The following is a 26,272-nucleotide window of genomic DNA, read 5'->3' as shown; positions in this document are numbered from 1 at the left end:
TGAGATATATGCCCGAAATCGGGGATATGACCGAAATCTGAGAGATAGGCCTGCAATTTGGAATATATGCTCGAATTCCATCAATCTCAACATTTTGACAAAAATGTGTCCAAACGGAGGAAAGATAGGGGAATTTCCCCCCTCAGATGGGGAGTTTCCCCGATATGGAATTGAACGGGAATTTCATAGAATTAATTACAGATAAAGCTTACGAAACAGGGGGAAGGAAAAATGCAGGAAACAATAACCATCGATAAAAAGGCGGAACGCTCTATCAATCATGCCTTTGCGTCGCATTTTGCGAAATCAATGTTCTTGTCGGTACTGGGTCTGGCGATTCTAACGTTTATCGGTACCAGGATGCTTACTCATATTGATTTAAATTTATACGGTTATATGGTCGGGACCATCGTTTTTCTCGGAGGTTTCTTTTATCGATTCATCGCATGGGGAGAACGGCCGCCCACAAAAATAATCATAAAAAAAGGAATCAAACTCCTTTTTAGAAAATCGACGCCTAAAACGGCAACAACGCATTTGGTTACTTACAAGTTCATTTGGAATCGGGGTATTTACCGATGGGCCCAGCACGTATTGATGGGCGGGGGCTGCATGCTTGCATGCCTGGTGACTTTCCCGCTGGTCTTCGGATGGATGTATTTCACGATGGATGACAATGGGTATTACACAGTCGTGCTGCTTGGCCTGAACCTGGTTAACATCCCGGCAAACGGGATACTCGCCCAACTTTCCTACAATGCTCTTAATATATCAGCAATCATGGTCATAGCGGGTGTATCGATGGCGCTTTACCGCCGATTGAAGAATATGCAGGCCCGCGCGGAGCAAAAGTTCATTTACGATTTCTTACCGCTTTACCTGCTATTGCTGATTTCAATCACAGGTTTAATGCTGACTTTCCTGAACGTATTCTTACATGGCTGGGGACAGCCGGTGATGTCTCTGATTCATCAATACTCGGTAATCGTTACCTTGATTTACCTCCCGTTTGGGAAGCTTGCCCACATTCCTTTTAGGCCGATGAGCGTGTTTGCGAAGAACTACCGCGAGCATTACGGAGAAGCTTCAATGAAAGAATGCAAGGTTTGCGGCGAAGGTTTTGTTTCTACCGAACAAGCGGGCGATGTAATGGATGTATTAAGTGTAAATCATATGAATTTCAAAAAAGAGGATGGCTTTCATCTTGCAGAGCTTTGCCTTCCATGCCGGAGAAAATATAGAATTGCTCAATTTTCAGGAATACCTACCCACGAGATAAAAGTCAAGGAGGCTAACCAGAATGCAAAGGGATAAGTTTTTAAAAGAAATAGAGAACCTGAATCATCCAAATGAAACGCTTGTTCCAACACATTGCAGCTATTGTGCGATGCAGTGCGGAATGAACTTAAGGGTGAATACATCGACAAATAAAATCATCGGCGTTGAGCCTCGTTACGATTGGCCGGTAACGCTAGGGAAAATGTGTCCGAAAGGCGTTACCGCTTACCAGCAGACAAACCATAAAGACCGGCTTTTAAAGCCATTAATCCGCGACGATGCTTCTTTAAAAGGAACAAAAGAAGGTTTCCGTGAAGCGACTTGGGATGAGGCTTACGACCTAATCGTGAAAAGATTTAAAGAGCTTCAGCAAAACTATGGAAAAGATAGCCTCTCAGTATACGGCGGCGTTTCTATGACAAATGAAAAATGTTATTTAACAGGAAAATTTGCCCGTGTCGCGCTTCAAACGAGATACATCGATTATAACGGACGTTTTTGTATGGCTAGTGCAGCCGGCGGCATTAATCGTTCACTCGGTGTCGATAGAGGTTCAACCTTACCTTGGACTGATATTCATGAAACAGATTGCTTGTTTCTGGCTGGAAGCAATACGGCAGAATGCCATCCGACTTCGATGTTCCGTATCTGGGCTGTCCAGGAAAGAGGCGGATATTTGATTATTGCCGACCCGCGGGAAACACCGATTGCCAGAAGAGCAGATGTACATCTCGACCTAAGACCAGGGACTGATCTTGCCCTTGCTAACGGAATCTTACATTTACTTATTGAAAATGGTCATGTTGACGAAGAATTTGTAAAAAATCACACAAACGGCTTTGAAGAAACAAAGCAAGTTGTCAAAGAATTCACACCAGAATATACGAGTCAAATTACAGGCGTAGCTCCGGAAAAAATCATTCGCGCTGCTGAACTGTACGGCAAAGCGCCGAATGCCATCGTGTTGTTTGCAAGAGGAATCGAACAACAGGTGAAAGGGGTAGACAACGTTTCTGCCTATATCAATATGGCGCTCGTTACTGGTAACATTGGCCGTCCGAAAGCGGGAGTTGGTACGATCACAGGCCAAGGAAACGGACAAGGCGGGCGGGAGCACGGGCAAAAAGCTGATGCCCTGCCAGGATACCGAAAAATTACCAATCCTCAGCACGTAAAGGAAGTAGCCGAAGTGTGGGGCATCAAGCCGGAAGAAATGCCGGAAGCGGGAGTGTCCGCTTATGAAATGTTTGGCTTGATGGAGCAAAAGACGATTCGCTCTCTTTATCTTCTTTGTTCAAATCCAGTCGTTTCTGCACCTAACGCGAATTATGTGCGCAAAATGCTAAAACAGTTAGATTTCATGGTATGTGTCGACTTCTTCCTTTCTGAATCGGCTGAATATGCGGATGTAGTGCTTCCAACTACGAGTTGGGCAGAGGATGAAGGAACGACAACGAATGTAGAGGGCCGCGTCATCAAAATTAACAGGGCCCAGAAGCCGTTAGGGGAATCTAAGCCGGACTGGCAGATCCAAGTGGAACTAGCAGAACGCCTTGGCCGCGGAAAGTATTTTTCACACTTAAAAACATCCAAAGACATTTTTGATGAACTGCGAAGAGCTTCTAAAGGCGGAAATGCCGATTATTACGGAGTTACCTGGGAAAAAATCGAAAAGCAAAACGGCGTATTTTGGCCGTGTAAGAGCGAAGATGATCCAGGAACACCTCATATGTTCTTAGATAAAAAATTCTATCATCCGGACGGCAAGGCGAAAATTTTCGCCCTACCATACACACCGCCAGCTGAAGAACCAGACGAAGAGTATCCGCTCCGTCTAACAACAGGACGGGTGGTTTACCACTATCTATCAGGCAACCAGACTAGAAGAATTCAATTCTTGAATGATATGAGTCCTGAACCGTTTGTCGAAGTGCATCCGGAAACAGCGAAAAAGTATGATATTTCCCATGAAGAAAAAGTGCGGCTGTTTACCCGCAGAGGAGAAGTCATTTATAAAGTGAAAATAACAGAGGCCATTCGGAAAGATACGGTATTCGTTCCTTACCATTGGGACTTTGAGAAGGCCGCAAATATCTTGACGAACCCGGCGCTTGATCCGATCTCCAAAATGCCGGAATTCAAAGTGTGCGCGGCTGAGATCGAAAAAATAGAAATAAAGAAGGTGCAGTAGATGAAAAAGAGGCTCTATATCGAACTTGAAAATTGTATAGGCTGCCGGTCTTGTCTCGCTGCTTGCACACAGTGCGGAGGACATGAAGAGCGTAACCGTAACTATGTTTACGATGTAAATCCTCTCGTGAATACGCAAACGATGCCTCTTATGTGCCTTCACTGCGTAAACCCGGCCTGTGCAAGAAGCTGTCCGGCACAGGCGATCCAGATTCACGAAACAGGCGCCGTTTTATCCGCGCTTGTTGAAAAATGCATCGGCTGCCAGAACTGTACGATTGCTTGCCCATATGGCATTCCGAAGTTCGATACCGAACAAAACCTGATGTATAAATGTGACTTATGTATTGACCGTACGAAAGACGGAATCCCGCCAATGTGTGCCAGCGTTTGCCCGACAAACACACTGCAGTGGCTGACTGATGAAGAAATTGAAAACAAGAAACAACAATTTAACCTTGATAACGATAAATGGGTAACAAGCATGCCTTATCTGGAAAGTGAAACGAATGTAAAAGTAAATCTCCCTGGAATCTTGCAGGGAGTTACCAAACTATTTTAGGAGGGGAATCGAGTGAGTGGTGAAAACGATAAAATCCCGTTCAATGAAGATAATTACACCCATAATATCAACCGCAACAACGAAAGAAAGCTCGATCGCCGCGGCTTCATGAAAACGATGGTTGGTGCGGCCGGACTGTTTGCCGTATCGACCCTTCCTTGGGGAGGCGTTGCGGCCAAGGAATTGATGGGACTTGGCGATAAAGAATATCCGCATAAAAAGATTGCCGACGTGAAGTCGGTAAAAGTAGGAGACGCGGTTGAATTCGCGTTTCCCGGCGAGCATGACAGTGCGCTTTTAGTCAGGCTGTCAGAAAATAAATATGTCGCCTATCAAAACGCCTGTACCCATCTTCGCTGCCCGGTTTATTGGGTGAAGGAAGAAGGAGATCTGATTTGTCCTTGCCATCACGGCAAATTCGATGTAGAAACTGGTGCTCCTACGGCAGGACCACCGAGACGCCCGCTTCCTGAAATTGTCGTAAAAGTGGATAAAGATGCCATTTACGCAGTAAGGGTGAAGCGCTATGAATCCTAGATATGTAAGTGTAGCGATACTTTGTGGGATCTTGCTTCTGAATATTATTTTCACGCAATATGTCGTTCATCAATATTATCATGAAAATTATGTAAACGTCCTTATATTCTGCGGTTTGAACCTGATCTTGTTCCCGATTGCTTTCTTGATATATAAACGGGACCGAAAAAGCGAAGGTGGGAAGTAATTATGAACAATGAAACGTATCTTGATTTTTGTTTTATCAGAGGAGAAGCGGGTGGGTTTGCCGGTGAAATTGATGGCATCCTGCAGGAAGTGTTCAAAGGCAAGCGGCTAAACTGGTATCTGGAAGAGAAGATGGCCGATGGCGTGGAAATCGTGGTGGCTGAAGTAAAAGGGATGAGCAATTGGCATTCCGAGAATGAAACGCTCGGCTACCTTGAAGAGAATGCGGGAGTGCAGTTCTGGCAATACCTCCAAGGATATCAAATGTATATCTATCCCGCTAAAGGATGTGGCACACGTGGCAGTCTTTAATATCGAGGAATGGAAGCAGTTTGTTTCTCATGATGTTGAAACGGCCATTCTCGACCAGCAAGGAGAGATGGCGCCGTCTGTCAGGAAAAATATTCGAAAAGTCGAGATATGTCCTGATGGCACGCATCTTCGTCTGTATTTCGATAATGTGTATTTCCTGGCTATTCCATTAACAAGTGAAGTATCAAAAACGGGTAACAAGTGGGCGGCCTTCGATCAAGTAGCTGACCTTACTTATATTATAAAAAAGGTGGATGATTTCCATGAGTAGAATTACGCAATGGAACCCTGAAGACGAGAAGTTTTGGCAAGAAGAGGGAAAAAAGCACGCGAGAAGGAATCTTTGGATCTCTGTTCCAACATTAATGATGGCATTTATCGTATGGCAAATCTGGTCTGTTGTAGCAGTTAGGTTGAATGACGTCGGCTTTAATTTTTCAGACAGTGAATTATTTTCACTCGCAGCCATCCCGGGGCTTGTCGGAGCAACCCTGCGTTTCTTTTATACATTTGGCGTCGGTAAATTTGGAGGCAGGAACTGGGTTGTGTTTTCAACAGGTATTCTCTTAATTCCTTCCATTGGTATCGGGATGGCCGTCCAAAATCCTGACACGCCTTACTCTGTCATGGTATTGTTGGCTGCTCTTTGCGGTCTCGGCGGAGGTAACTTCTCTTCGGCTGTTGCGAATATCTCCTTCTTCTTTCCGAAAAAAGAAAAAGGAACAGCGCTCGGAATCAATGGCGGACTTGGAAACATGGGGGTTTCAGTCGTTCAGTTTGTTACTCCTTTAATCATCGCCGCAAGCACTTTCTCAATTGTAGGTGGCGGCGTTACATTAGATAATGGCCAGCAAATTTGGCTTCAAAACGCAGCGTTTATTTGGGTCATTCCGATTATCATTTTGACAATTGCCGCTTACTTCGGAATGGATAATCTTCCGGGTACAAAGCAATCAGTGTCAGATCAATTTGTCATTGTAAAACGCAAGCACACCTGGATCATGACTTGGCTGTATGTCGCGACTTTTGGTTCTTTTATCGGATATTCCGCGGCATTCCCGCTGCTTCTGAAATCTCAGTTTCCGGAACACTTAAACCTTGCTTTCTTAGGTGCGTTCCTTGCGGCGGCGGCACGTCCTGTCGGTGGCTGGATTTCTGATAAATTCGGAGGTGCCCGTATCACGAACATCGTTCTCGTAGCAATGAGTATTGGAGCACTTGGTGTCATTTACTTCTTGAATCTAGGTAACTTTGGCGGATTCCTGGCATCATTCCTTGTATTATTCATTGCCTCAGGTATGGGATCTGGATCTACTTTCCAGATGATCCCCTTCTTGTTTCCTGTAAAAGAAGCGGCGCCGGTTCTAGGCTTCACGGCAGCTTTCGCGGCTTACGGATCCTTCTTGATTCCTAAGCTTTTCGGATGGTCCGTATCTACAACAGGAACACCAGTAACGGCATTCTACTTCTTCATCGCTTTCTATGCGATTTCATTAGGATTAAACTGGTACTTCTATCAAAGAAAAACATCTGAAAAAACAGCTGAACTATATGTTCATTAAGAAAAATAACACATTTTATTAAAACTTTAGGATTCCACTTTTAAGCCACGCGCCCAAAAGTGGAATTCTATTGTTTTCTTAGACTATTGCTTTCATCAAAAAAATGAGCGCTAACAGTAAAACAAACAAAACTCTGCATGATTAACGAATGCAGTAAGGAGGATGGATATGGAACAAACAATGAAAAATAAAAATATCAGTTCATATATCATACAGTCCCAGGATGAAGAAATTAAAAGAATAGCGCTCGAGCTTCATGAAGGTGTTGGCCAGACCCTGTATAGTCTGTATACAGGGCTGCAGTTTATCGAAACAGGGATAGAGCAGCCTGCCATGAAAGCGTATATGAAGGAAATGTTCCAATTGATGGAGAAAACACTACAGGAAATACGCTTGCTGTCCCTGGAATTGCATCCGCCTACTTTGACTACATTCGGTTTATTGCCTGCGGTCAAAAGCTACTGTAAATTAATTACGTCCACATACGGTATAATGGTCCATGTAGAATCCACTGGTGAGGAAAAAGCTATCTTTGAGGCTAAGAATATTGCTATATTCAGAGTTTGCCAGGAGGCGCTTGCAAATATTGCAAAATATGCAGATGTTACAGAAGCAACGATTAGCTTTACCTGGGGACTTGATTTTGTGAAAATAATCGTTGAAGATAAAGGAAAGGGCTTTGATGTCGAAGAAAAATTGAACATCAATCATTCATCAGGACTTGAAGCGATGAAGGAAAGAATGGTTTTGGCTGGTGGGGAATGTTTGATTTCTTCTACATTAGGAATAGGGACCAGTATAGAAATATACCTGCGCACTTAATGTATGTGTGAAAAGGAGAGGTTGCTATGATTAGGATACTTCTGGTGGACGATCATGCGGTGGTAAGAATGGGCCTGACGATGCTCTTGGATGCACATCCTGATATGCAGGTGGTTGGCGAGGCTTCTGAAGGGAATGAAGGACTTCAAAAAGCGGTGGAACTGAATCCGAATGTGGTGGTGATGGATTTAAGCATGCCGCACGGCAAAGACGGCTTATCCGCAACATCTGAATTAAAAAAGCTAATGCCTGATGTACAAATATTAATCTTGACGATGCATGATGATGAAGAGTATTTATTCAGGGCCATCCAGGCAGGCGCGTCAGGCTGTATTTTAAAAAGCGCGCCGCATGATGAACTGGTGGGGGCGATCCGGTCGGTAGCAAGGGGGGAGGCTTATCTACACCCGTCAGCTACAAAGAAATTAATGGAGGAATACCTCGGCTCTGTTCAGAAAAACGGGATGGATACGTACAGCCAGCTATCAGACAGGGAACGGGAGGTTCTGACGCTGATTGCCAAGGGGTTTTCCAATAAAGAAATCGGAGAACAACTTGTTATCAGTGTAAAAACGGTCGAAACCCATAAAGGAAACCTTATGGAAAAGCTCCAAATGAGAACAAGACCTGAATTGGTCGCCTATGCTTTGAAAAAGGGGCTGCTTGGATATGGCGTATAAAGGAGTTAATCCGGCATGGCTGAATTAGGTGAAGTCCTTTCGGTTGTTGAAGCCTGTAACGAATTAATGGATACTCTTGCCTGCGATTTTGTCGGTCTGGCCTTCCAAAACAAGATTGGACCGGATATTAAATGGCATGTCGCTGTCGGGAACAGGAACGATAAGTATAAAAGAAGTACGGTGCGTTATGGAAAAGGCATAGCAGGAAAGGTAATTGCTTCGGGCAGGCCGTTAATGATCACTGATTTTCCAAATGATATTCACGGAAAAATTCTTGAACACCCGATCATGCTTGCAGAGCAGCTTGTTTCTGCCTATGCTGCTCCTATGTTTTTTAATGGTGTCCCTAAAGGGGTGCTGTTGGTCGGAAAAAGGAGCAGCTATTCATTCCCGGACAGTGAGCAGGCAATCGTCAAAAAGGCTGCAAAGAGTCTGGAAGAAATCGTAAAGTTAAGCATTACATTTTAAATCAGGAGGTCTGGGGATGAACAGGTATGATAAAGAAAAAAAACAGAATCTTAACGCTCCTGATTCTCGTAACAAAAAGATCCCACCGACTGAATCGAAAGGAACGTCTAAATTGAATGGTGATCCGTCAGTGTTGCACAATCAGATCGTCGAAAAACAAAAAAAGACCTTTGAGGAGCTGACTGATTTTAAGTTTGCTTTGGATGTCTCTTCCATTTTGGCAATCACCGACAACAAAGGGGTCATTACGTATGTAAATGATCAATTTTGTAAAATATCGAAATACACAAAGGAAGAACTGATTGGCCGGGATCACAGCATCATCAATTCCGGTTACCATTCCAAAGATTTTTTTAAAACGATGTGGAAAACGATTGGATCCGGTCAGGTGTGGAAGAGTGAAATCAGAAACAAAGCAAAAGACGGCACGATTTATTGGGTGGACACGACAATCGTTCCGTTTCTAAATGATAACGGAAAGCCTTATCAATATTTGGCGATTCGCTATGAGATAACGGAAAGAAAACGGGTTGAAGAAGAACTGAAAAAAATGATGATCCGGATTATTGATGTGCAGGAAGAAGAACGAAAGAGGTTGTCCCGGGAATTGCATGATGGGATAGGCCAAAACCTGTACAGCCACCTGATCACCATTAACCGCCTACAGGCAGAAATCACTAATCCCCTTTTGGAGCAAATGCAGCATGAAACGGCAGAGCTGATAAAAGAAGTCAGGGAGATATCATGGGAACTTCGGCCTTCCGTGCTGGATGATCTCGGTCTTGTCCCGGCGATTCGCTCGTTTCTAAGCCGCTATTCGGAATACTATAATATTAATGTGATGTTTGAATGTGTCCTGAATCGCCGGCTTGCTAACAATACCGAAATCACGATTTACCGGATCATCCAGGAAGCCTTAACAAATGTGCGGAAATATGCTGAAGTCAATGAAGCAATCGTAACAATCCGGGAGATAGATGATATCATCAGGGTCATGATTGAAGATCACGGCAAAGGATTCCTTCCAAAACAAGGTTCCGGTGGAGTAGGCTTATTTGGGATGGAAGAAAGAGCCCGCTCGGCAGGCGGATCCATTGAAATTCAATCCACCCCGGAAAAAGGGACGAAGATTATTTTGGAAGTGCCAAAGCATCAGAATGTTTAATGTACTTCATTGAATTTTATGAATGTAGATTTTCGATAAAGAATGATAATTTATGTTTGATCAAAAATCCTATTGTGTTATGTAGGATTTTTTTTGTTCAACAATGGGCCAGATTGTGGAACAACCTCTTAGATGATTGGAAATACAGATAAGATTGTGAAGGATTCTATTTAAACTACCAGCAGGTTACGGGTAAGAATAATTTTCTTCCCGTAGTCAAATATTATGGGAATCAAAGTAAATGAAGATAAACACTAGACAAAAAATGCAAAAAACTACCACCCAAGGTCGATTGTCGTTCTAAGCATATCAATTTGTTTCTAAACCGCTAATTGATACTATAGTGATATATCTTGATTAAGAAAGGAATTGAAATGACAAATATAAATATACCGGTTTCTGTCTTAAACCTTGCCCCAATTCGTCAAGGACAGGAACCTAAAGATGCGATTGATTCGATGGTTGATTTGGCACAAGCTGCGGAGGAAATGGGCTATAAACGGTATTGGATTGCAGAACATCATAATACCCCGACACTTGTAAGTTCAGCTACCTCCATTTTAATTAAACATACATTAGAGCACACCAAAACCATCCGTGTTGGATCTGGTGGGATTATGTTGCCTAATCATTCTCCATTAGTCGTGGCCGAACAATTTGGAACAATGGCAACCATTTACCCAAACCGTTTGGACTTAGGACTTGGTAGGGCACCTGGTACCGATATGATGACGGCAAGTGCGTTAAGACGTTCACAGAATGATTCTGTCTATACATTTCCTGACGACGTTAATTCCTTGCTTACTCACTTTGGACCTGAAGAAAAACAAGGTTATGTTAAGGCATATCCAGGTGTTGGTACTAATATTCCATTATATATTTTAGGGTCATCGACAGACTCCGCGTATTTAGCGGCTAAATTAGGGTTGCCGTATGTGTTTGCCTCACACTTTGCACCTAGATATATGGAGGAAGCGATCTCGATTTATCGCAATCGATTCCAACCTTCTGAATATCTGAATTCTCCATATATGATGGTTTGTTTAAATGTGGTTGCAGCGGAAACAGATGAAGAAGCGAAAAGAGAATCAACAACGATGCAACAATTTTTCCTAAATGTTGTCCGAGGTACACAATCATCATTGCAGCCTCCAGTGGATAGCATGGATAACATATGGAGCGGGCAGGAGAAAGAAATGGCTTCCTCGATGTCCAGTGTGACGTTTATGGGTAGTAAAGAGACAGTAAAAGCACAGTTAACAAATTTTCAAGAGAAGTATAATGTAGATGAAATCATGGCTGTTTCTTATATCTTTAATCCTGATATACAAAAGCGGTCTTATCAAATCTTTAAGGAAATTGTTGACGCAAAATAAATGGGTTGAGATAACAAACTTTGTAATGCAGCCAAGGTTTACCTCAGTAAAACAACATAAATGATCTTCCACAATCAGACGCATTTCTTTAAAAAGGAATGCGTCTTTTTTACAATCGGCCGGATTGTGGAACAACACCCAGAATATTAAATATTTATGTTGAAATATAGATAAGATTGTGAAGGATTCCACTTATACTAACTGGCAGGTTAGTTGAAGAGTAGAGTTTTATTTTAAATCCATGTTTGGGCCATTTAACTGAATAGCGGGTACTGCCATGGTATCTCTAAATGGTTTAGTTTTTTACATTCTCATCATGGCAATGGGGTAATTTAGGTCATCTGGTAGTACACCTTATTTAAATAATATAGATATCGATTACAAGAAATCGAACTTTCGTTATGGTGTATTACGAGATGTTGAATTTTATTAGTTGTATAACCTCGAGTAAGTATCGAAAATTGCGCCAAATGTTTAAAAGCCGGCCTAGTGACTGAATTTATCAGATAGGCTGTTTGATTACTCCCCGGCTTTCGAGTTTTATTCAGAGCTTGAATCATTTGTTCAGCGGTCCTTATACCTAATCCATGTCCAAAATACGTGCCATCTCCAAGAACTACGGCATTTTCTCCCCTCCACCAGTAGGTTTTTGGATCAAAGTCCGGATTATTAAAATAAACAACATCTCCAGGCAGGAAATGATCTGCATCAATGATATGTATCCCAAGATCAGGATCGGTATGCCAGCTGTATAAATAAAGGTTTTTGCATATTTGATTAAATAACTGTTCACCAATACTGTTTAGAACGGCATGGTAATAGATAATCACCTTTGCCGTTGCGCATTCAAACGCATACAGTGAACTGTTCCTGTAAATGTCTTGGATCGCATCAGATGGCATTACATCACGTCTCAGCAAAAATCCGCCGGCCTTTGTCAAATGCCAGTATTGGGCATTGCAACGAGATCTTGCAAAGATTTCAAACCGTGCATGACCTTGATTCATGGCCCTTGCACTTAATATAATGTTTTTGCGCAACTCGAGTTCAAACGATAATTCTTCAATGGAGTTATATGAATGAACTACCGGATCTTCTTGCATTCGTTGAATGATTACACTTTCATCACTTCCAGACGGCCACATGCCACTTTGTTGAAAAGGATTCCCCAATAGTTGTATCATACTATCCCTCATTCCAAGCTAAAGTATCTTTTGTGTTCTTGCCTAGCGTATTCAATTCTTCTGTTTAATGTGCATAAAGACAATACGCAAGGCTGTAAAGCTTCTTTTCGCAATAATGGAGCCAGATAGTTGAACACACCCAAAAGATTGGATATTTATGTTAAAATACAAATAAAAATGTGAAGGATTCTACTTAAACTAACTGGGGCAGTTTAGTTGAAGAAAATGCCGTTCCGTTTATGCTAGAATCTAATCATAAGATACTTTAAAAAGTGAGGATATACGATGGTTGCAAAAACAGAAGAAGATTTTAATGGTTTGAAGGAAATTGGCAAAATTGTTGCCTCCATTAGAGATGAATTGGTACAAAGAACAATTCCTGGCATAACGACCAAAGAACTTGATGATATAGCCGGAGAGTTTTTAGAGAAAGCAGGTGCAGTTTCAGCCCCAAAAGGTGAATATGATTTTCCTGGCTATACTTGCATTAGTGTTAATGAAGAAGTGGCACATGGTATTCCGGGTCATCGGGTTATTCATGAAGGGGATTTAGTAAATATAGATGTTTCTGGTTCCAAAAACGGGTATTTCGCAGATACAGGAATCTCGTTTGTAGTAGGCGAAGGAGAAGAAGTATTAACGAAAATATGCGACGTTGCTAAAAAGGCATTTGAAGCAGGGCTTAAGAAAGCAAAACCTGGTTCAAAAAAAAGTAGAATCGGAAAAGTAGTATTCCAAACAGCGAGAGAGAATGGATTAACTGTTATCAAAAACCTTACAGGACATGGTATTGGGCGTACAATACACGAAGCACCTGACCACATTTATAATTATAATGATACATGGGATGATGAATTATTAAAGGAGGGGATGGTTATCGCATTCGAACCATTTATCTCGACCTTTGAAGAAGAAGTATTCCAAAAAGAAGACGGCTGGACCTATGTTACAGAAAAAAGCTTTGTAGCTCAATACGAACATACGATTATTCTTACTAAAAATGGTCCGATTATTGTCACACTTTAATTCAAGCATAGACGGAAAAGACTCGTATAAATATAAGTAATTCGCTTACCGTGTAGGAAACTTAAATGGTGTAACATATAAATTCGTAACACTTTTAAAGAATGTTACTCGCATATAAAAAAAGAAGGGTTCGATTTATGTATCCCACATCAACCCACTTAAATAAGGGAGTTGATGTGGCAGCCCTTTTTCTTATGGAGCTAAAGGGGCAGTTTAGTATAAGAAGAAAACAGGTCAATCTAATTGTATAATCCTAGGTCGGAACGCATTCTAAAGGTATATTTAAACTGCCACCCATTCAATGAACATGACCGTTTAATGAAACAGGTCTGCACCAGGTAGCAGCTTACCCCTGAGAAGACAGAATTTAACGATATTGAGACTCTTTTCTCTTTAAGGGGTTTTTCCGTATAATCAGAATAAGAAATCCGTTCAAGAGATGAGGGATATATGGTGTTGATTGTAATTGAAAATGATTGGTTGCAGGTAGAGATAGTGAGCAACGGAGCAGAAGTACGTAAAGTGAAGCATAAGAAAAATGGGCTGGACTATATGTGGACAGGGGATAAAAATTACTGGGGACGCGTCTCTCCGGTCTTATTTCCGATAGTTGGCCGCTTAATGGACGATAAATATCAACACAATGGAGAAACCTACGAAATGTCACAGCATGGCTTTTTGCGTGATGCTGAATTTGATCTGGACAAGCAGACAACTACAAATGTTTCTTTTGTGGTGGAGTCTGCTGGACGCTACACTAATGTTTATCCTTATGAATTTAAAGCTTTTATTCATTATATGCTTAAAGAGGACTCACTCATTGTTCACTGGGAAATAGTGAATGAAAGCAAGGAAAAAATGTATTTTTCCATTGGTGCGCATCCTGCATTCAAGATGCCGGTGTTAGATAATGAAACAATTAAGGACTATAGTTTACACTTTACTCCCGCTGCAAATAAGAATGTGATGGAATATGAGCTAAAGGATTCTCTTATTCATGTGAAAGGAACCACTAATGATATTTCCACGATCCAACTCACTGATTCTCTATTTGCAAATGATGCTCTTGTATACAGTAATATTGATTCAATTACACTGACATCCAATAAATCGGGTCATGGTGTAGAAGTAATGCTTGAAAAATTTCCGTTTGTCGGGATTTGGTCTAAATATATGGATTCCGCTGGTACGACTGCCCCGTTTGTTTGCATTGAGCCGTGGTACGGCATCGCCGATACTTATGATTCATCAGGGAAAATGGATGAAAAACTTGGAGTGAATGCGCTTGAAATCGGAGAAACATTCCAAGCCGAGTATAAAATGAAGTTTAAATAAAAGCTTGGCAGCTTTTTTGTTTACTGCACTAACTGGCAGGTTAGTTGAACAAGGAATTCCGCATATATTCTATCCTCTGTAGTGGAGATCTAGACTGCATGGATGGATAACAGGTTCTTTAAGCTGAAGAAGAAGTTTCTGGTCTAAGAACAAAAACACAAAAAACTCGCCGAAAACTAGACGAGTTTTTTGTGTTTTTGTATACCAATTATTATTACAAACAAGAATTCTCTATAATAACCCCTAACACAAAACGATTATCCTATAGGGTGTGGTTTGGGCGGGGGTACTTTTTGTGGCAGGTCCATAGATAACAATTAGATCTCGGTTCGCTGGGTTTCTTGAAAATGACTGCCCATTTGTTAATGATAATTGAGTAAATGGAGATATATTTAATTGTAATCGTCCATCACTACTCACCAACTGACTATTAAAATAATCTACTTTTACATTCTGATTTCCGCTATCTTTCACCATAACAAGTGCTTGATATTGTGGAGGGTAAATAAGAAGGGCAGGTGCATCCCCGTCATAATATCCAGTCACGAGATCTCCTACTGTCACCAATACATGGTCTACAAAGTAAGTGGTGGGTGAAACCACGAAATTTACTATGGTTCCCAATCCGTTTTCTACAGATATTAATTTATAACAGCCTTCTCCTTCACCGTTTTGACCTGTAAAAAAATCACTAATCATAGTGACAGTCCCGTGAAAAGAATAAAAATTTGTCATACAATACCTCCATTGCTTTAAAAAGATAATGCATAAAGCAAGCTTTATATTTCGACATTAGTAAAGGCTAATTAACTTTGTTCCAAGTATGGCTGTTGCCAATCTTGTGGATATAAATTGAGTGCCATTCCATGTTAAAAGGTTTTCGACATATCCTAATGTATCCGAATTAGAAATACCAATAATTCTTTGAAAAACAAGTAAATCATAAGTCATGCCTTTTTGATTCGTAACAATTGGATTTAAAGCACCAGCAGAGAGGACCTCGCCTTGAACACGTTGTTTTAATTTTCCATTTTCATCGTAAATCTGTGATAGATAATCATAGCCTTTATAGCTAATGTCAAGGGTGAAAAGAAGGTCTAATGAAGGGCTTCCTACACTTACTTTATAAAGATCTTCATAATTGACTTTGAATGTATAGCTATTATTATATTTTTCAAAATCAAACAATAGGTGTGGAATATTATTTCTGAAGGAGTAAATATAGAAAATACCGTACCCCCCGCTTCCTCCCGATTCAATACTTACCAAAATATCCAATATATTATCTTTAGAATAATCCCCAAGGAAGAGCTTAGCATTGTATCCTGCATTATTTTGAAGAGTAATTGTTGAAAACTGATTAGAACGTCCATCTTGAATTACAAGTGTAATATGATCTGCGAAGATTTCGGTTTCAACGTTTTTTCTTCCATATAAATAGACGTAATCAACTATACCGTCACCTGTAACGTCACCTTGCTTCATGTCAAGCAACGCTGTGTTTCCAGAATAAGTATAGTTACCATACGTTTGTTCTTGAAATTGCCTGTACAAATAACTCCCCCCTATAAACATCTGGCAATTACTTGGTGTACCATATGCAGGTGAGTACTTATATGACACCATAAGGTTAAGGAAATGTTCTGTATAGAAATGTTAAGGGGATTCACAAGTGAAAAATCTGTATTGTTGATAAACCATGAAAGAGCTAACAATTTCGTAAGTTCTGCGGAGTTTTACCAAGAAATAGCTATTTTATAGGCAAATACACATTTATGAGAGTACAAGTTGATAGGTAAATGACTAAAGAATATGATGATGTAAGGTTAAAAAGTAAAGGAGTGTATTTTATGTATCCTAGTCACATACCTATGTATTATAACTATCCAAATAGTCAAGAAGCATATTTATATTCAACTCCATTCCAAGAGGAGAATTATTACCATGCAATTCCTGGTGACAGACAATTTGGTGGGTTTCCACCTCCGTCTGCACCACCCGGTCAAGGTCCAGCGGCAGGACCACCAACTTCACCACCGCCATCTTTTGTTCCTCCAGAACAAGTAGAAGCGTATGCAGTTGACCCAGGCGGTATTGCAAGATGTTTATTCAGCTACACGTATGTATGGCTGAGAGGTTTTGAAGAATTTTGGTTTTATCCAACATTTGTTGGTCGAAACTCTGTTTCAGGGTACCGTTGGACTGGATATAGATGGGTTTATTTTGGAATAGACTTACGACAAATTCAATCGTTTACTTGCTATTAACAAGAAAAGGGTTTCAACGAATCTATATTAGTTGTTTTAGAAATATGCCAAATATTGCACAATAATCTTATTTTATTAATAAGTGCGATGCTTTAAAATAAAGCATCGTCTATTTTTTTATTCAATTAACGAAACCGATTGTGAAGAATTGTACTTAAAGTAACGGGGGCGTTTATCCAAGAAGGATAACGCATCTTTTTGTGGAAGTTATTGTACTAAGGAGCAGTTTAGCCCTTATTCAATTATGAGGAAAACCAAGGGGGAAACTAATATGACAAAGAGAAATAAGGAGTTGTCACTAGAACAACGTGAAGAACTACTCAGAACTTTGAAAGCCCGTTTTGAGAAAAACATGCACCGACATAAAGGTCTCGAATGGGCTAAAGTACAAGCTAAGATCGAAGCTAATACTGAAAAACTGTGGTCGCTCAATGAAATGGAGGCAACTGGCGGAGAACCGGATGTTGTTGGCCATGATAAAAAGACGGGCGAATACATTTTTTATGATTGTTCAGCGGAAAGTCCTAAAGGTCGCAGAAGTGTTTGTTACGACCGTGAAGCTCTGGAGTCAAGAAAAAAACACAAACCAGAAAATAACGCTATTGATATGGCAACTGCCATGGGAATTGAACTTTTAACGGAAGAACAATATCGGATGCTGCAGAAACTTGAAAATTTCGATATGAAAACATCGAGCTGGGTGCAAACACCCGCTAGTATTAGAAAACTTGGCGGGGCCATCTTTTGTGATTATCGCTACGACACTGTATTTGTGTACCACAATGGAGCGGAATCCTACTATGCTGCAAGGGGTTTCCGTGGCTCGCTAAGGGTCTAAATTTTGCATAAACAGCTAAATTTGAATTTGAGAATGGATTACTTGGGGAAAGGTTTAAATGATAGTAATCCAGTCATTTTTATGAGGCATATTGATAATAACGAGGAAGTCAGTTGTATAAAGATTCTGATGGTTCTGAGCTACACAGTTCATTAAAACACTATGCAAATTATGTAATTGAAAAACAAACACCAAGTTCTTTCTTCAATACTGTTCTCTCTATTAATTGCTTTTTTGTTGAACTTCTTATTGAACAAACGGTTCAGGTTAGCTGAGGAAGAGGTTTAAATAAAACAATGTCAAATATATTTATTTGGTGAAATTAAGGAAATTGGAGGAAACATTATGAAAAAATATAAGTTTGAAAATAATATTCCAACATTGGAAGAATACAAATATTTGTGTGAGTCTGTAGGATGGACTAATTATATGAATTTTGAAGTGGCGGAAACATCATTAAGGAATTCTATTCACTGCATCACAGTCAAGGATAATGAACAAATTGTGGGAATGGGGAGAATTGTTGGCGATGGGGCTATTTATTTCTATATCCAAGATATAGTGGTTCATCCAGATTATCAGAAAAATGGTATTGGTAAGGAAATAATGAATCTTTTGGTTGAATACTTACATACGAATGCCCCAGATAAGGCGTTTGTTGGTTTGTTTGCATCACAAGGTAATGAATCGTTCTATGAAAAATATGAATTTAAAGATTTCTCACCAAACATGACAGGGATGTTTACTGTAATTTCAAAAAAATAGAAATAATTGATTGGAAATTGTAGGAGAACTAATCAATCAACATTAAAACAATTGTCTACAGGTACCTTTTTTCCTTATTAAGCTAAAGGGTGCTTTGATCCAAAAAGGATTAGGCCCTTTTTTGTTGAAGTTATTGTACAAACGGGGCAGGTTAGTTCAAAAAGCCCTATCCTTTTACGCTGCTTTAACCTAATGGAATAGGTATTCACCTATGTTTACAAAAATGAATATCTTATTGTTGAAACCATTTTAGCTACGGAGGAATCTTCATGGGATACTTTGTTACTGTAGAACCAGGTGTAAATCTATATGTTGAAGATATTAACCCAGGGGGTAACAAGACCATAGTGTTTATACATGGCTGGCCGTTGAGCCATAAACAGTTCGAATATCAGTTTGATGTTCTTCCCGCAATGGGTTACCGCTGTATTGGTATAGACTGGAGGGGCTTTGGTAATTCGGATAAACCAATGAGTGGCTACACTTTTAACAGACTGGCAGATGATTTTCGTACTGTTGTTGGTACACTTCAATTAGAAAACTTTACGCTTGTGGGCCACTCAACGGGTGGAGCAATTGCAATTCGATATATGTCTAGATACAACGGTTACGGAGTATCTAGGCTTGTCCTTGTTGACGCCGCAGCTCCCACAGGCTTTTCAGAAGAAACTGCTAATAAATTTCTCAAGCAAACATTAAATGACCGCCCTAAGATGATGAAGGAAGTAACAGATAGCTTTTTCTTTCAGTATGTAACTCGCCCATTCTCGGACTGGTTTTTTCAAATGGGATTACAGGCTGCGGGATGGTCGACCGCGGCTGTCATTGTTTTATTAAGAGATGAGAAGTTGCATGAAGATCTTCCAAAAATAGCTGCCCCCACTTTAATTATTCATGGCATTCATGACAAAGTTATTCCATTTTCACAAGCTCAGGAACTAAATCAAAAAATAAGAAATTCACAGCTAGTCCCGTTTCAATATAGTGGTCATGGTCCTTTCTGGGAAGAACGTGACAAGTTTAACCAGCTATTAACACAATTTATTTAGTTAAAAATTTAACTTATTCGAATAAACGGAGAAAGGATTGCACAATAGTCGGTCCTTTTATAGGTAGTAAAATTTTTGCTCTACTAATTAGGCTCGATTGATTGTTCAACTAAACCAGCTAATAGTTTGTCAATATTTTTCAATAAAAATTTAAAATATCTCATGCTATACTAAATTTAGTCATACCAAATAACCTTCCAATGTTCTCGTTTGGAAAGTGTTGGACTGTTTAGTTATATTTTTAAACTAGGCTAGATCTTGGAAAGCTGCTTTGCTCTTTAAAAGTGCATAAATCCAATGTAAGAGTTTATTGGCACATGCTATCACAGCTACTTTAAAGGGTTTTCCTTCTTCACGTTTTTTATCATAAAACTCTCGTAATCGCTTGTTACGAGGAATGATTTCATCTGTCGTTTTCTTCTTGCGACAATCACGAATGGCACATTTAACGGCCATATACAAGGCGTGCCGTAGTCTACTAGAGCCTCTTTTGGTAATTCGATTTAGAGTACCTTTGAATGTACCAGATTCGAAGACACTTGGATCAATTCCGGCAAATGCAACTAGTTTCTTAGGGTGATTAAACCGATCAATTTCCCTAATTTCAGAAATAATCGTTGCCGCGATTTTTTCACCGATACCGGGGATGGATTGGATAATTTTATATTCTTCAATACTTTTCGCTAAAGCATCTATCTCATCTTAAAGCTTAGATAGATGTTTTTTATATTCAAGAATCATTTCGATATACATATTTAGGCTTAGAATTAGGCTATGATATAAGTTTTCCTGAAATGGGTTTTGAGCTGCGGCAGCTAGCAGTTTTTCTGCCTGACTGTTTGCCCATGTTTGTGAACGACTTTTACATAACTCTTTTATTTTGTTAGCGATTGTTTCTTCTCCAACTTGCAAGATTTCTTCTGAAGTAGGAAAGGCTTGTAAAGTTAGTAATGAAACATCCGAATATAAGGCCCCAAAAACCCCAATGTATTCAGGGAACACTTGATCTAGAACTGCCTGAAATTGTAGTTTAGTTTGTACAAACATGCCTGTAATATTTTCATGTTGTCTTGTAAGATTACGCAGGTTTAAAAGCTGAATTCCTCTTTGTTTATAGGGCTCTAAGTCCTCTTTATAATACAGCTCGCAGAGGTGATGAGCGTCAATGATATCTGTCTTTACCTTGCGTAAACTAGAACTCTTAGCCCGATACGATATGAGAGGATTCACGATAATTAATAAATACCCTCTGTCCTCAAAATACTAGACAATTGGTGTGTGATAATGTCCAGTGGACTCTAATATAATGGGAGGCCGTTCCCCTGATACTTCTTCTACTTCTCTAATAAAACCTAGAAGACTATTTAACCCTTCAAGAGTATGTGCTACTTTAAAGCTTTTTTTGTACCGCTGCTTTTTATCCAAGAATGCTTGAACCTGACTTTCGCCTTTTGCGACATCCAGACCTATGACTGGATTCATCATGTATCTCCTCCTGAAATGCAATTAACCGGTAACCCCTAATTTCTCCTTGCAGTATCATAGCTTCGCTTGTTATACGAGATCATTATCCCAACCAGCCTCAATCATGTTTCTACAAGTAGGGGGTGAACTGTTTAGTTGACGGGTTCAAGTCCCACGGGTGCTTACGATCTACCCCGGCTACGGTTATCATATATCGATATAAAAAATGGTCAACCAGAAATATTTTCTGGCTGACCTTATAATACGAAAGGGTGCTTTTATTCAATAAAATAAACATAAACAATCTTCCAAAATCAGGAACTTTAATTGAAGAACATAAACAAAAATAATCAAACTTTAGTAACTATAGAACCTGTTTTTATCAATCATTTTTTCAAAAAACAGGCTCTTATATTTTTTTGCAAATTCGAGTTTTATAGGCTCATTTTAATTAAACTTTAATTTAAACCAACAATTAAAACCCAAATTAGGCTTATCTAATCAGGTTTTTTAAAAAATAAAATAGGCAGCTTATATTTTTTAACATATACTGGTATCAAGCTCTGATGCCTAGAACGTGACGGGTTGCCACACGGATGTGGAGGTCTTAATCGACGGTCCATACTTGCAAGGAGTTGAAACTTTTTTTATATCCGAGTAAATTAATCCGAAAACTCATTGACATTAAGTGTAGTTATGTTATTATTTTTAATAATTAAACTTATCAAGAGTGACGGAGGGAATTGGCCCGGTGATGTCCGGCAACCTGCAGACATGCAAGGTGCTAAATCCAACAAAATGGAAGTCATTTTGGAAGATAAGGTGTATGTTGATTACATGGCCTGTGATGTCTTTCCAAAGTGGGAAGACTTTTTTAATGGAAATAAATAAGCTGACTAGACAACTAGAGGCGGTATGAACAGTTCTCTGTTATACTGCCTTTTTTATGAGGGGGCAATTATGAGCAATTTATTGGTTTATAAAGATTTCGATACGTTTACCCCTGTGGATTTCCCGATTGATAATGACACAAAAGGGGCGCTGGAGGTTCTGGAGTGGGCTTATGGTCACTATGGCGATGAATTGGTATACGCCTGCAGCTTCGGAATTGAGGGTATTGTCTTAATTGACTTGATTTCGAAGGTAAATGAGCGGGCAAGGATTGTTTTCTTGGATACGGATCTCCATTTTAAAGAGACTTATGATTTGATAGATCAGGTGAAAAATCGGTATCCCCTCTTGCAAATCGAGATGAAGAAGCCGGCTCTTACGCTTGAAGAACAGGCTTTGGAGCATGGTGATTTATTGTGGGAAAGAGAACCGAATAAATGCTGTGAGATAAGAAAAGTAATTCCGCTGAATGAAGTGCTTTCCGGTCCGGCAGCCTGGTTATCAGGGTTAAGAAGGGAACAGTCTGAAACAAGAAAGAATACTCAGTTCATTAATAAAGACAACAAATTTAATTCGATAAAAGTTTGCCCGCTTATCCATTGGTCTTGGAAAGATGTTTGGCGTTATGCCCATAAGCAAGGGCTGCCTTACAACATTCTGCATGATCGCGGATATCCGAGCATCGGCTGCGAGAAGTGCACAAAACCGGTATTTAATGAAGAGGATATGAGATCCGGCCGCTGGAACGGTTCAGGGAAAACAGAATGCGGTTTGCATACTTAATAATGAGCTAATTGTATCGATATATTTTTCATACTAATAGGAGGTTTATGCAATGACTGTAAGCAAACCACACGGGGGAGAACTGATTAACCGTTGGAACCCTGAATATAATACGTATGTGATTGATAAGGAAATTGAATTGGACGGAATAGCCCTTAGCGACCTTGAATTGATCGCGACTGGAGGATATAGCCCGATTGTCGGATTTTTTACGCAAAAGGATTATAATTCCGTTGTAAACGAAATGCGACTTGCGGATGGAAATGTGTGGAGCATTCCGATTACATTGCCGGTAACTGAGGCAGAGGCGGAAAACATTTCAATCGGTGAAGAAGTACGGCTCGTGAACGATGGTAAAACATACGGTGTAATAAAGGTAGCAGATATTTATAAACCGGATAAAAAGAAGGAAGCAGAGTCTGTTTATCAGACAGACAGTGATGAACATCCGGGCGTACACAAGCTATACAGCAGAGGAGATGTCTATATTGGCGGAGAGATCCAGCTGGTGAAAAGAATTGCCCGCGAAACGTTTCAGGAATTTCATCTTGATCCAAAGGATACTAGAAGGATCTTTGAGGAAAAAGGATGGAAGACGATCGTCGGTTTCCAAACAAGAAATCCGGTTCATAGAGCCCATGAATACATCCAAAAAACAGCCCTTGAGATTGTGGATGGATTATTGTTGAACCCGCTTGTTGGAGAAACGAAGTCTGATGATATTCCAGCTGATATCCGAATGGAAAGCTACCAGGTTTTGCTTAAAAATTATTATCCTGAAGACCGGGTTTTCCTATCCGTGTTTCCTGCGGCAATGAGATACGCGGGGCCAAGGGAAGCGATTTTCCACGCAATGGTCAGAAAGAATTATGGCTGCACTCATTTTATTGTAGGCCGCGACCATGCCGGAGTTGGAAGCTATTATGGAACCTATGATGCCCAGAAAATCTTCAGCAATTTCACAGAGGATGAGTTGGGAATAAGTCTATTATTCTTTGAACATAGCTTTTACTGCAAGAAATGTGAAAACATGGCTTCGACGAAAACATGTCCGCATGGAAAAGAAGATCATGTTATTTTATCCGGAACGAAAGTCAGGGAGATGCTGCGAAATGGTGAAATCCCGCCTAGTACATTCAGCCGCAAGGAAGTAATTGAAGTCCTGATTAAAGGCATGAAACAACCGACCATAAAAGTTTAAAGGAAAAAGGGAGGACTCACATTGGCTACTGCAAGTTCTAATGTTACATGGCATGAACAATCACTCACAAAGGAATTTCGGAGGGTTCAAAATGCCCATCATAGCTTTGTCGTCTGGTTTACGGGACTTTCCGGCTCGGGAAAATCGACTGTAGCAAATGAATTGGCAAATAAGCTATATAAAGCCGGAATCAGTAATTATGTATTGGATGGCGATAATATCCGCCATGGCTTGAATGGTGACCTCGGTTTTTCAGATACAGACCGAAAAGAAAATATCCGCAGAATCGGCGAAGTTTCAAAGTTGTTTGTGGACAGCGGACAGATGGTCTTGACGGCCTTCATCTCTCCTTTCAGGGAAGATCGTAATCTAGTCAGAAGTCTCCTTGAAGAAGACGAATTCGTCGAGGTATATGTAAAATGTCCGTTGAATGAATGTGAAACTCGTGATCCTAAAGGCTTGTACCAGAAAGCACGTGATGGATTGATCAAGGATTTCACCGGCATCGACTCGCCGTACGAAGAACCTGAAAATCCAGAATTTATCCTTGAAACGGACCGCTTTTCAATTGATGAATGCGTAGAGCAGCTGATCATCTATTTAACGAAGCGCAATTTTATTTGAGCAAACGGAACGTGGGCAAGATCATCCAAATATAATGAGTTAGAGATAAGAAAACTGAAAGCAATCCCGAAAGTGCCTGCTTCGTGTGATCACATCTAGAAATAGCTTAAGCATGCGAAAGAGTGTGGAAAATGGGGAAAGTTTACTTAGTTGGTGCAGGGTCTGGAGATCAAACTAAAAGGTTTAAAAAGTATCCAACAAGCAGATGTTATATTATATGAAGTCGTAAGAATGTGGCAAAAAAGCAACTAAACATGAATGAAAGACTGTTTGTTAGCGAGGGAGTTTAATGGAAGCGATTCTTTATATATGTCATGGTAGCCGGATAAAAATAGCATGTGATGAGGCGATCTCTTTTGTAAAAATCTGTATGGAGCAAAACCCTGTTTCCATTCAGGAGTACTGCTTTCTAGAGCTTTCCGATCCAACAATCGAAGAAGCATATGAAAGGTGCGTCAAAAGAGGGGCTACAAAAATCACCGTTCTTCCCGTCCTTTTGTTGACAGCCGTCCACGCAAAAGAAGATATTCCGAACGAACTTGATAGAATTCGAAAGGGATTCCCGGAAGTAGAAATGGTATACGGCAGACCAATAGGTGTCCATCATCATATGATTGATATTTTGATGGAAAGGCTCCAGGAAACTGGGGAAGAACTGAACGGCGATTCTATGGTTCTTTTGATTGGAAGAGGGAGCAGCGATCCGGACGTAAAACGGGATTTGTCCCAAATAGCACAACTGCTGGAAGAAAAGACGGGTTTAAATAGGGTGGATACCTGTTATTTAACGGCAGTGGATCCCGATTTGGAACAAGGGCTGCAAGCTGCGAAACAGAGCCCTTATAAAAAGGTATTTATCATCCCATATTTGCTTTTTACAGGAATTTTGATGAATACCATCCAAAAGACGTTAAAAAGCGACTACGCAGAAGGTGACAAGGAATTCATCTTGTGCCATTATCTTGGTTATCATCCGTTAATTGGTGACATCTTACAGGAACGATTTACTGAACTTTCGGGAGGAAACGGCCGTGTATCCCATCATGCTTGAAATGACAGGCAAACTCTGTGTGGTCATTGGCGGCGGGAAAATTGCTTATCGTAAAGTGATTCCATTGCTCAAAGCCGGAGCAGATATTCATATCGTCAGTCCAGAAATATGTAATGAGCTAGAAAGGCTCCTGGATGACCAAAAGATAAAAGTGTTTTTTAAAAAAGCTGAAAAGTCCGATTACGAGCATGCTTTTATGGTTATTGCGGCAACAAACTCCAACGAAATAAATGAACAGATTCATAAAAATACAGGGGATCACCAGCTGGTTAATATCGCAAGTGACCATGGACGGGGCAACTTCCACATCCCCGCTTCCGCTGAAAGGGGAAGACTGATGATAAGTGTCTCGACCGGAGGTGCCAGTCCGGTCCTTGCCAAGAAAATCAGAAATGATTTACTTGAACAATTTGATGAATCCTATGAAAGCTATTTGGATTTCTTGTGGGATATGCGAAAAAAAATCAAGAACAGCGATATAGCCGATACGGAAAAATCAAATCTTTTAATCGAGATGGCAGCAGAAAAATATAAAGATTCAGAGACAGAAAGAAACAGATTCATTACCCAACTGCTGGACATTTAATCGTTCGAGAACGATGCCAAAGTGATTTGCAGGCGGGGTTTCGTATACTGTAAATCATACTAAAGCAATG

Annotated in this window: 27 protein-coding genes, 1 pseudogene and 1 riboswitch; of the genes and pseudogenes, 23 read left to right on the top strand and 5 right to left on the bottom strand. The window is 40.3% G+C overall.

Annotated features, from left to right (window positions below; all coding sequences use genetic code 11):
* Positions 1 to 231 precede the first annotated feature (231 nt).
* From LQ216_RS07475 to LQ216_RS07415, 13 genes are all read left to right on the top strand, one after another.
* Complete coding sequence (locus LQ216_RS07475) at positions 232 to 1,314, top strand: hypothetical protein (RefSeq protein WP_230128485.1); 1,083 nt, start codon at positions 232 to 234, stop codon at positions 1,312 to 1,314.
* On the top strand, positions 1,301 to 3,469 hold the full coding sequence (fdhF, locus tag LQ216_RS07470) for a formate dehydrogenase subunit alpha (RefSeq protein ID WP_230128484.1): 2,169 nt from the start codon (positions 1,301 to 1,303) through the stop codon (positions 3,467 to 3,469). The genes LQ216_RS07475 and fdhF overlap by 14 nt, the downstream gene beginning before the upstream one ends.
* Positions 3,470 to 4,030: a 4Fe-4S dicluster domain-containing protein gene (locus LQ216_RS07465; RefSeq protein ID WP_117304645.1), complete on the top strand. Its 561-nt coding sequence runs from the start codon at positions 3,470 to 3,472 to the stop codon at positions 4,028 to 4,030. It begins immediately after the preceding gene.
* 12 nt (positions 4,031 to 4,042) lie between these two features.
* On the top strand, positions 4,043 to 4,567 hold the full coding sequence (locus LQ216_RS07460) for a Rieske (2Fe-2S) protein (protein ID WP_230128483.1): 525 nt from the start codon (positions 4,043 to 4,045) through the stop codon (positions 4,565 to 4,567).
* Positions 4,557 to 4,754 carry a hypothetical protein gene (locus tag LQ216_RS07455; RefSeq protein WP_230128482.1) on the top strand — a complete coding sequence of 66 codons (198 nt, stop codon included), beginning with the start codon at positions 4,557 to 4,559 and terminating at the stop codon, positions 4,752 to 4,754. The genes LQ216_RS07460 and LQ216_RS07455 overlap by 11 nt, the downstream gene beginning before the upstream one ends.
* 2 nt (positions 4,755 to 4,756) lie before the next feature.
* The gene (locus LQ216_RS07450; protein WP_230128481.1) at positions 4,757 to 5,065 is read left to right on the top strand and encodes a hypothetical protein; all 309 of its coding nucleotides are present in this window, start codon (positions 4,757 to 4,759) and stop codon (positions 5,063 to 5,065) included.
* Entirely contained in the window at positions 5,052 to 5,336 is a 285-nt protein-coding gene (locus tag LQ216_RS07445; protein ID WP_230128480.1) for a hypothetical protein, read from the top strand. Before LQ216_RS07450 ends, LQ216_RS07445 begins: the two co-directional genes overlap by 14 nt.
* Positions 5,329 to 6,627 (top strand): NarK family nitrate/nitrite MFS transporter, encoded by a 1,299-nt coding sequence (locus LQ216_RS07440; RefSeq protein WP_230128478.1) that lies wholly within the window; start codon positions 5,329 to 5,331, stop codon positions 6,625 to 6,627. The genes LQ216_RS07445 and LQ216_RS07440 overlap by 8 nt, the downstream gene beginning before the upstream one ends.
* A gap of 168 nt (positions 6,628 to 6,795) precedes the next feature.
* Positions 6,796 to 7,449, top strand: a complete 654-nt coding sequence (locus tag LQ216_RS07435) for a histidine kinase (RefSeq protein WP_230128476.1) — start codon at positions 6,796 to 6,798, stop codon at positions 7,447 to 7,449.
* Between the two features lie 26 nt (positions 7,450 to 7,475).
* Positions 7,476 to 8,129 (top strand): response regulator transcription factor, encoded by a 654-nt coding sequence (locus LQ216_RS07430; RefSeq protein ID WP_230128474.1) that lies wholly within the window; start codon positions 7,476 to 7,478, stop codon positions 8,127 to 8,129.
* A 15-nt stretch (positions 8,130 to 8,144) separates the two neighbouring features.
* Positions 8,145 to 8,597, top strand: coding sequence for a GAF domain-containing protein (locus tag LQ216_RS07425; RefSeq protein WP_230128472.1), 453 nt, complete (start codon positions 8,145 to 8,147; stop codon positions 8,595 to 8,597).
* A gap of 16 nt (positions 8,598 to 8,613) precedes the next feature.
* Complete coding sequence (locus tag LQ216_RS07420) at positions 8,614 to 9,762, top strand: PAS domain S-box protein (protein WP_230128469.1); 1,149 nt, start codon at positions 8,614 to 8,616, stop codon at positions 9,760 to 9,762.
* 374 nt (positions 9,763 to 10,136) lie between these two features.
* A complete protein-coding gene (locus LQ216_RS07415; protein ID WP_230128467.1) occupies positions 10,137 to 11,138 on the top strand; it encodes an LLM class flavin-dependent oxidoreductase in 1,002 nt (333 codons plus the stop codon).
* Positions 11,139 to 11,470: 332 nt separating this feature from the next.
* Here LQ216_RS07415 and LQ216_RS07410 read toward each other — a convergent pair whose 3' ends face one another.
* Complete coding sequence (locus tag LQ216_RS07410; protein ID WP_230128464.1) at positions 11,471 to 12,322, bottom strand: protein-glutamine gamma-glutamyltransferase; 852 nt, start codon at positions 12,320 to 12,322, stop codon at positions 11,471 to 11,473.
* Positions 12,323 to 12,607: 285 nt separating this feature from the next.
* On the opposite strand from LQ216_RS07410, the gene map reads away from it, so the two are divergent.
* Together map and LQ216_RS07400 are read left to right on the top strand one after the other, a co-directional pair.
* The gene (gene map / locus LQ216_RS07405; RefSeq protein WP_230128461.1) at positions 12,608 to 13,348 is read left to right on the top strand and encodes a type I methionyl aminopeptidase; all 741 of its coding nucleotides are present in this window, start codon (positions 12,608 to 12,610) and stop codon (positions 13,346 to 13,348) included.
* Between the two features lie 450 nt (positions 13,349 to 13,798).
* Positions 13,799 to 14,683: an aldose 1-epimerase family protein gene (locus tag LQ216_RS07400; protein ID WP_230128458.1), complete on the top strand. Its 885-nt coding sequence runs from the start codon at positions 13,799 to 13,801 to the stop codon at positions 14,681 to 14,683.
* Positions 14,684 to 14,926: 243 nt separating this feature from the next.
* Here the strand turns inward: LQ216_RS07400 and LQ216_RS07395 are convergent, their stop codons facing one another.
* The 3 genes from LQ216_RS07395 to LQ216_RS20485 form a co-directional block, all read right to left on the bottom strand.
* On the bottom strand, positions 14,927 to 15,418 hold the full coding sequence (locus tag LQ216_RS07395) for a hypothetical protein (RefSeq protein WP_230128455.1): 492 nt from the start codon (positions 15,416 to 15,418) through the stop codon (positions 14,927 to 14,929).
* A gap of 57 nt (positions 15,419 to 15,475) precedes the next feature.
* Complete coding sequence (locus LQ216_RS07390) at positions 15,476 to 16,237, bottom strand: VCBS repeat-containing protein (protein WP_230128453.1); 762 nt, start codon at positions 16,235 to 16,237, stop codon at positions 15,476 to 15,478.
* A gap of 315 nt (positions 16,238 to 16,552) precedes the next feature.
* Positions 16,553 to 16,726 carry a hypothetical protein gene (locus LQ216_RS20485; RefSeq protein WP_354958650.1) on the bottom strand — a complete coding sequence of 58 codons (174 nt, stop codon included), beginning with the start codon at positions 16,724 to 16,726 and terminating at the stop codon, positions 16,553 to 16,555.
* A 495-nt stretch (positions 16,727 to 17,221) separates the two neighbouring features.
* Between LQ216_RS20485 and LQ216_RS07380 the strand changes: the two genes are divergently transcribed.
* The 3 genes from LQ216_RS07380 to LQ216_RS07370 all read left to right on the top strand — a co-directional run bounded on the left by LQ216_RS07380 (position 17,222) and on the right by LQ216_RS07370 (position 19,602).
* Positions 17,222 to 17,788, top strand: coding sequence for a DUF4256 domain-containing protein (locus LQ216_RS07380; protein WP_230128450.1), 567 nt, complete (start codon positions 17,222 to 17,224; stop codon positions 17,786 to 17,788).
* Positions 17,789 to 18,133: 345 nt separating this feature from the next.
* Entirely contained in the window at positions 18,134 to 18,553 is a 420-nt protein-coding gene (locus LQ216_RS07375) for a GNAT family N-acetyltransferase (RefSeq protein ID WP_230128447.1), read from the top strand.
* A gap of 269 nt (positions 18,554 to 18,822) precedes the next feature.
* The gene (locus LQ216_RS07370; RefSeq protein ID WP_230128444.1) at positions 18,823 to 19,602 is read left to right on the top strand and encodes an alpha/beta hydrolase; all 780 of its coding nucleotides are present in this window, start codon (positions 18,823 to 18,825) and stop codon (positions 19,600 to 19,602) included.
* 246 nt (positions 19,603 to 19,848) lie between these two features.
* Here LQ216_RS07370 and LQ216_RS07365 read toward each other — a convergent pair.
* Positions 19,849 to 21,084: pseudogene (locus LQ216_RS07365) on the bottom strand (IS110 family transposase).
* Between the two features lie 700 nt (positions 21,085 to 21,784).
* Positions 21,785 to 21,890: riboswitch (SAM riboswitch) on the top strand.
* Positions 21,891 to 22,026: 136 nt separating this feature from the next.
* Between LQ216_RS07365 and LQ216_RS07360 the strand changes: the two are divergent.
* The 5 genes from LQ216_RS07360 to LQ216_RS07340 all read left to right on the top strand — a co-directional run bounded on the left by LQ216_RS07360 (position 22,027) and on the right by LQ216_RS07340 (position 26,202).
* Positions 22,027 to 22,740, top strand: a complete 714-nt coding sequence (locus tag LQ216_RS07360; protein ID WP_230128442.1) for a phosphoadenylyl-sulfate reductase — start codon at positions 22,027 to 22,029, stop codon at positions 22,738 to 22,740.
* 52 nt (positions 22,741 to 22,792) lie between these two features.
* Positions 22,793 to 23,941, top strand: a complete 1,149-nt coding sequence (gene sat, locus LQ216_RS07355) for a sulfate adenylyltransferase (RefSeq protein ID WP_230128439.1) — start codon at positions 22,793 to 22,795, stop codon at positions 23,939 to 23,941.
* Between the two features lie 21 nt (positions 23,942 to 23,962).
* Positions 23,963 to 24,565, top strand: coding sequence for an adenylyl-sulfate kinase (cysC, locus tag LQ216_RS07350; protein WP_230128437.1), 603 nt, complete (start codon positions 23,963 to 23,965; stop codon positions 24,563 to 24,565).
* A gap of 289 nt (positions 24,566 to 24,854) precedes the next feature.
* Complete coding sequence (locus LQ216_RS07345; protein ID WP_230128435.1) at positions 24,855 to 25,616, top strand: sirohydrochlorin chelatase; 762 nt, start codon at positions 24,855 to 24,857, stop codon at positions 25,614 to 25,616.
* Complete coding sequence (locus LQ216_RS07340; RefSeq protein WP_230128433.1) at positions 25,597 to 26,202, top strand: NAD(P)-binding protein; 606 nt, start codon at positions 25,597 to 25,599, stop codon at positions 26,200 to 26,202. Before LQ216_RS07345 ends, LQ216_RS07340 begins: the two co-directional genes overlap by 20 nt.
* Positions 26,203 to 26,272: the final 70 nt, after the last annotated feature.

The organism is Bacillus sp. CECT 9360 (assembly GCF_918741275.1).
GTDB lineage: Bacteria > Bacillota > Bacilli > Bacillales > DSM-1321 > Peribacillus.
Note: the sequence above shows the minus strand (reverse complement) of the source record. Positions and strands in the feature narration are given on the sequence as shown.

What these genes read in the sequence shown, in the direction of transcription:
- LQ216_RS07360 (WP_230128442.1), top strand. Translation starts at nt 22,027, where the DNA reads ATGAGCAATTTATTGGTTTATAAAGATTTCGATACGTTTACCCCTGTG.
- LQ216_RS07345 (WP_230128435.1), top strand. Translation starts at nt 24,855, where the DNA reads ATGGAAGCGATTCTTTATATATGTCATGGTAGCCGGATAAAAATAGCA.
- LQ216_RS07375 (WP_230128447.1), top strand. Translation starts at nt 18,134, where the DNA reads ATGAAAAAATATAAGTTTGAAAATAATATTCCAACATTGGAAGAATAC.
- LQ216_RS07425 (WP_230128472.1), top strand. Translation starts at nt 8,145, where the DNA reads ATGGCTGAATTAGGTGAAGTCCTTTCGGTTGTTGAAGCCTGTAACGAA.
- LQ216_RS07400 (WP_230128458.1), top strand. Translation starts at nt 13,799, where the DNA reads ATGGTGTTGATTGTAATTGAAAATGATTGGTTGCAGGTAGAGATAGTG.
- LQ216_RS07440 (WP_230128478.1), top strand. Translation starts at nt 5,329, where the DNA reads ATGAGTAGAATTACGCAATGGAACCCTGAAGACGAGAAGTTTTGGCAA.
- LQ216_RS07370 (WP_230128444.1), top strand. Translation starts at nt 18,823, where the DNA reads ATGGGATACTTTGTTACTGTAGAACCAGGTGTAAATCTATATGTTGAA.
- map (WP_230128461.1), top strand. Translation starts at nt 12,608, where the DNA reads ATGGTTGCAAAAACAGAAGAAGATTTTAATGGTTTGAAGGAAATTGGC.
- LQ216_RS07415 (WP_230128467.1), top strand. Translation starts at nt 10,137, where the DNA reads ATGACAAATATAAATATACCGGTTTCTGTCTTAAACCTTGCCCCAATT.
- LQ216_RS07410 (WP_230128464.1), bottom strand. Translation starts at nt 12,322, where the DNA reads ATGATACAACTATTGGGGAATCCTTTTCAACAAAGTGGCATGTGGCCG.
- sat (WP_230128439.1), top strand. Translation starts at nt 22,793, where the DNA reads ATGACTGTAAGCAAACCACACGGGGGAGAACTGATTAACCGTTGGAAC.
- LQ216_RS20485 (WP_354958650.1), bottom strand. Translation starts at nt 16,726, where the DNA reads ATGGCGGTGGTGAAGTTGGTGGTCCTGCCGCTGGACCTTGACCGGGTG.
- fdhF (WP_230128484.1), top strand. Translation starts at nt 1,301, where the DNA reads ATGCAAAGGGATAAGTTTTTAAAAGAAATAGAGAACCTGAATCATCCA.
- LQ216_RS07465 (WP_117304645.1), top strand. Translation starts at nt 3,470, where the DNA reads ATGAAAAAGAGGCTCTATATCGAACTTGAAAATTGTATAGGCTGCCGG.
- LQ216_RS07380 (WP_230128450.1), top strand. Translation starts at nt 17,222, where the DNA reads ATGACAAAGAGAAATAAGGAGTTGTCACTAGAACAACGTGAAGAACTA.
- LQ216_RS07395 (WP_230128455.1), bottom strand. Translation starts at nt 15,418, where the DNA reads ATGACAAATTTTTATTCTTTTCACGGGACTGTCACTATGATTAGTGAT.
- LQ216_RS07450 (WP_230128481.1), top strand. Translation starts at nt 4,757, where the DNA reads ATGAACAATGAAACGTATCTTGATTTTTGTTTTATCAGAGGAGAAGCG.
- LQ216_RS07420 (WP_230128469.1), top strand. Translation starts at nt 8,614, where the DNA reads ATGAACAGGTATGATAAAGAAAAAAAACAGAATCTTAACGCTCCTGAT.
- LQ216_RS07475 (WP_230128485.1), top strand. Translation starts at nt 232, where the DNA reads ATGCAGGAAACAATAACCATCGATAAAAAGGCGGAACGCTCTATCAAT.
- LQ216_RS07435 (WP_230128476.1), top strand. Translation starts at nt 6,796, where the DNA reads ATGGAACAAACAATGAAAAATAAAAATATCAGTTCATATATCATACAG.
- LQ216_RS07455 (WP_230128482.1), top strand. Translation starts at nt 4,557, where the DNA reads ATGAATCCTAGATATGTAAGTGTAGCGATACTTTGTGGGATCTTGCTT.
- LQ216_RS07430 (WP_230128474.1), top strand. Translation starts at nt 7,476, where the DNA reads ATGATTAGGATACTTCTGGTGGACGATCATGCGGTGGTAAGAATGGGC.